Source organism: Mycolicibacterium sphagni, assembly GCF_002250655.1.
In the GTDB taxonomy this organism is placed as follows: Bacteria; Actinomycetota; Actinomycetes; order Mycobacteriales; family Mycobacteriaceae; genus Mycobacterium; species Mycobacterium sphagni.
The window spans coordinates 1-2,783 of sequence record NZ_NOZR01000055.1; the positions used below are offsets into that span (position 1 = coordinate 1).

At 58.0% G+C, this 2,783-nt stretch carries 4 protein-coding genes; all 4 read left to right on the plus strand.

Annotated elements, in window-relative coordinates; translation table 11 throughout:
* The first annotated feature begins 195 nt into the window (after positions 1 to 195).
* The 4 genes from CG716_RS30010 to CG716_RS31005 all read left to right on the plus strand — a co-directional run bounded on the left by CG716_RS30010 (position 196) and on the right by CG716_RS31005 (position 2,662).
* Positions 196 to 651: a hypothetical protein gene (locus CG716_RS30010; RefSeq protein ID WP_165774353.1), complete on the plus strand. Its 456-nt coding sequence runs from the start codon at positions 196 to 198 to the stop codon at positions 649 to 651.
* Between the two features lie 4 nt (positions 652 to 655).
* Positions 656 to 925 carry a hypothetical protein gene (locus tag CG716_RS29335; RefSeq protein ID WP_234818096.1) on the plus strand — a complete coding sequence of 90 codons (270 nt, stop codon included), beginning with the start codon at positions 656 to 658 and terminating at the stop codon, positions 923 to 925.
* 141 nt (positions 926 to 1,066) lie between these two features.
* On the plus strand, positions 1,067 to 1,336 hold the full coding sequence (locus tag CG716_RS29340; RefSeq protein WP_094484656.1) for a hypothetical protein: 270 nt from the start codon (positions 1,067 to 1,069) through the stop codon (positions 1,334 to 1,336).
* Between the two features lie 63 nt (positions 1,337 to 1,399).
* A complete protein-coding gene (locus tag CG716_RS31005; RefSeq protein WP_234818097.1) occupies positions 1,400 to 2,662 on the plus strand; it encodes an SseB family protein in 1,263 nt (420 codons plus the stop codon).
* The last annotated feature ends 121 nt before the right edge of the window (positions 2,663 to 2,783 follow it).

The window sequence follows — 2,783 nt, forward strand, 5'->3', positions numbered from 1 at the left end:
GGCGGAGGTGGTTCGCACGGCGGATCTGGCGATCACGGCGGTGGTGGCGGCGGTCATGGGCATGGCCATGGCGACCACGGGGATGGCAACGGTCATGGAGATGGAGATCGCGATGACTCACACGATGGTCCTCACGACTCCGACGCGTCCGATCCCCCCGGTATCAGTCCCGAGAAACGGGACGAGATTCTGGCGATGGAGAAGGGGGATCGACCGGACCCCTCTGAGTATCTGTCGCCTGAGTTCATCCAGCATCACTTGGAGAAGTTTGATGACGGTGCAGCTCGATTTATGCCGCTCCATAATTTTGAGAAGTACGGACTGGCGCAGGTTGACGGAACAGCGTTCGTAATGCCCAAGGGCGAAGCTGATTCGCTATCGCAATTATTCGTCAGTGACCCGAGCGGGCTGGAACGAGCTCTTGGACTGCCAGAAGGTTTCTTTGATCGGAGGAAACTGGTCCGTATTGATGTCCCTCACGCTGAAGAGTTTGGCCTTAGAATCCCGTCGGGAAATGAAGCGGGAGCGAACGAATACTGGGTTCCGGGTGGTTTCCTGCCCGACGGTTCTTCCGAGGCAGTTATTGACGGCGCCAGAATTCCTTCTGACCGCTATGATGTCACCGTTATATCAAAAAATTCGGAGGGTTGATGTGGTGGAGGATCGATTTGAAGACACCTACTTCTCCAGGGAAGACAGGTATTCGTTAGGTTTGGATCTAGAAGCAGGCGGATTTTATGCATCATTCCCGGTGACTATCGGGATAATTGATTACGAAGAATATTACAAACTGACGCAAGAGCAATATGAGACATTCTTGCACAACCATTCAGCAGCTCTTGATTTCGTCAATTCATGTCGTCGTCACGAACGGGACGACCTCCTGATTGAGAAGCCGGGGTGGAACCGTGGCACGCCGATTTAAGTCCGAAGCTAGAACGGTTCCGTCATCTGCGACAGCGTTTCCCGACAGAGTTGACTTCGACCCCCGTCGGCAGAATTCGGAGTGAGCCGGGCCTGGCGCGCCTAGTAGCTGCGCACAGCTCGCGGACAATCAGGGAGTGAAATGGCGAAGCGATATGCGGCGACGCATTTTCCGAACGACCGTAGGTACTCGATCGGGAACGACCTCAAGACGAGCGGCCACTACCTGGCAATCCCCGTGATTAACGGGATTATCGAATACCCAGAGCAATATTGGCTAAAGCCAGGGAAATATGAAGATTTCGTTAGTGATCAATCTGCTGTGCTGAAGTTTGTCGAGGAGTGTCGTGCTCAACAGCACGACGACCAGTTGATTTTTGTGCCGAGTGAGAACCGGGGGAAGCCGCTGTAGGAGCCTCATCGCTCGGCGAGGCATCTGCGGGGTTGCGTAGACATTTCAGGGAGGGATTCTAGAGTGGCTGACGACATTCTGACAACGCTGTCCAAATTGCCTGCGACGCCGGCGATCACCTTTCGGGGCATGACCGGCGCTAAGCCGAACGCGTCATTCACACTCAGCGGGATCATGCCTACGTCAATGGATCCCCGCGTTGCCAGCGAGAACTTCACAACAGAATGGTTGGCAGCCATAGTGAGCATTACGGGCCGCCTCGTGGCTCCGCTCGCGCGATACCCCCAGGAGCAAGAGATCGCGATGCTCCCGGGCACGATGCTCCTGGTGGCCGGGTCGGCGGAGGTCCCGGGGTTTCCCGGAGGCGTTGTGATTTGGGCCGAACCGGGCGATGGGCCCGGATTGCCTGCGGACTCAGCTGCCTTGAAAGAGACTGTTGTTCAACAAGTTACTGCGGCATTGGCGCGACCGGATATTCCGATTAATTCACCCGGTCGCTTCGCTACGCGCGTCAATGCCCCCCAGGACCAAGTTCAAACGCCTGAGTCCGTCGGTGGACAGAAGTCTGCGATGGATCCCGTTGACAACACCGTTGTCCGGAAGGCTGTCGCTGCTTTCGCGGCCCAGCCGAGCCAACAAGGAGCGCTAGAAGTGTTGCGCTCATGCATGTTCGGCACACTTCTCTTGGATACCACAGGCTCCGACATGCCCACCGCCACCGGCTTCGCGGCCGGTTCGCGACTGCAGATCCGTCGTGGCACAGGCCCAGACGGGAGAGCTGCACTCTTGGCCTTCACGCGCAATGAAGAAATCGCACGGCTCTATCCGACGGGGACAGCTACCTTGTCGATGGTCAATCCCTCGACCGGAGTGCTCGAATTTGCCAAGTCTCAGCAAAGCGCTTGGCTCTACATTGATCCCGCGGGCCCCACGTGTGCGTTGTCCGCATCGGAAATCGACTTCGCGTTGCGCAATCCGAACAACGAGCCTCTGAAGAGCGCGACGGTCGACCTGGCTGCTGGTCGCATTGACCGTCGGGCGGTGCTCGACTTGCTAAACCAGGAGGGCCCGTTACTACTTGGGGTCGACGAGACGTCGGAGCCCGGCAAGATGCGGTTCCGCGCGACGGCGATGCCGGATGGATCCCCTGGACTCTTCGCCTTCACCAGTGCCCCAGAGGTTGTGGCGTACAACCCGGCGGACGCCGTCATGGCAAGCACCACTAGCAAGGTTCTAGAGATCGTCCGTAATGACGGCTACGGCGGTCTCGTCGTGAATCCGTCGGGCCCGTTTGTAGCGGTGACGTTGGCCGAGCTCAACGCCTGACCTACCCAGCCCGCGTTAGTTGTCTGGTGGCGCTTTGGGTTCGTACGGGTTGTACCACTTCCATTGGGCGCGTTCGCCGATGGGGCCTTGCCAGGGTGCGACGTTGGGTGGTGGGTGGTTG

Bases quoted from the DNA above. Each gene is read 5' to 3' on its own strand.
- CG716_RS29340 (WP_094484656.1), top strand. From the start codon at position 1,067: ATGGCGAAGCGATATGCGGCGACGCATTTTCCGAACGACCGTAGGTAC.
- CG716_RS30010 (WP_165774353.1), top strand. From the start codon at position 196: ATGGAGAAGGGGGATCGACCGGACCCCTCTGAGTATCTGTCGCCTGAG.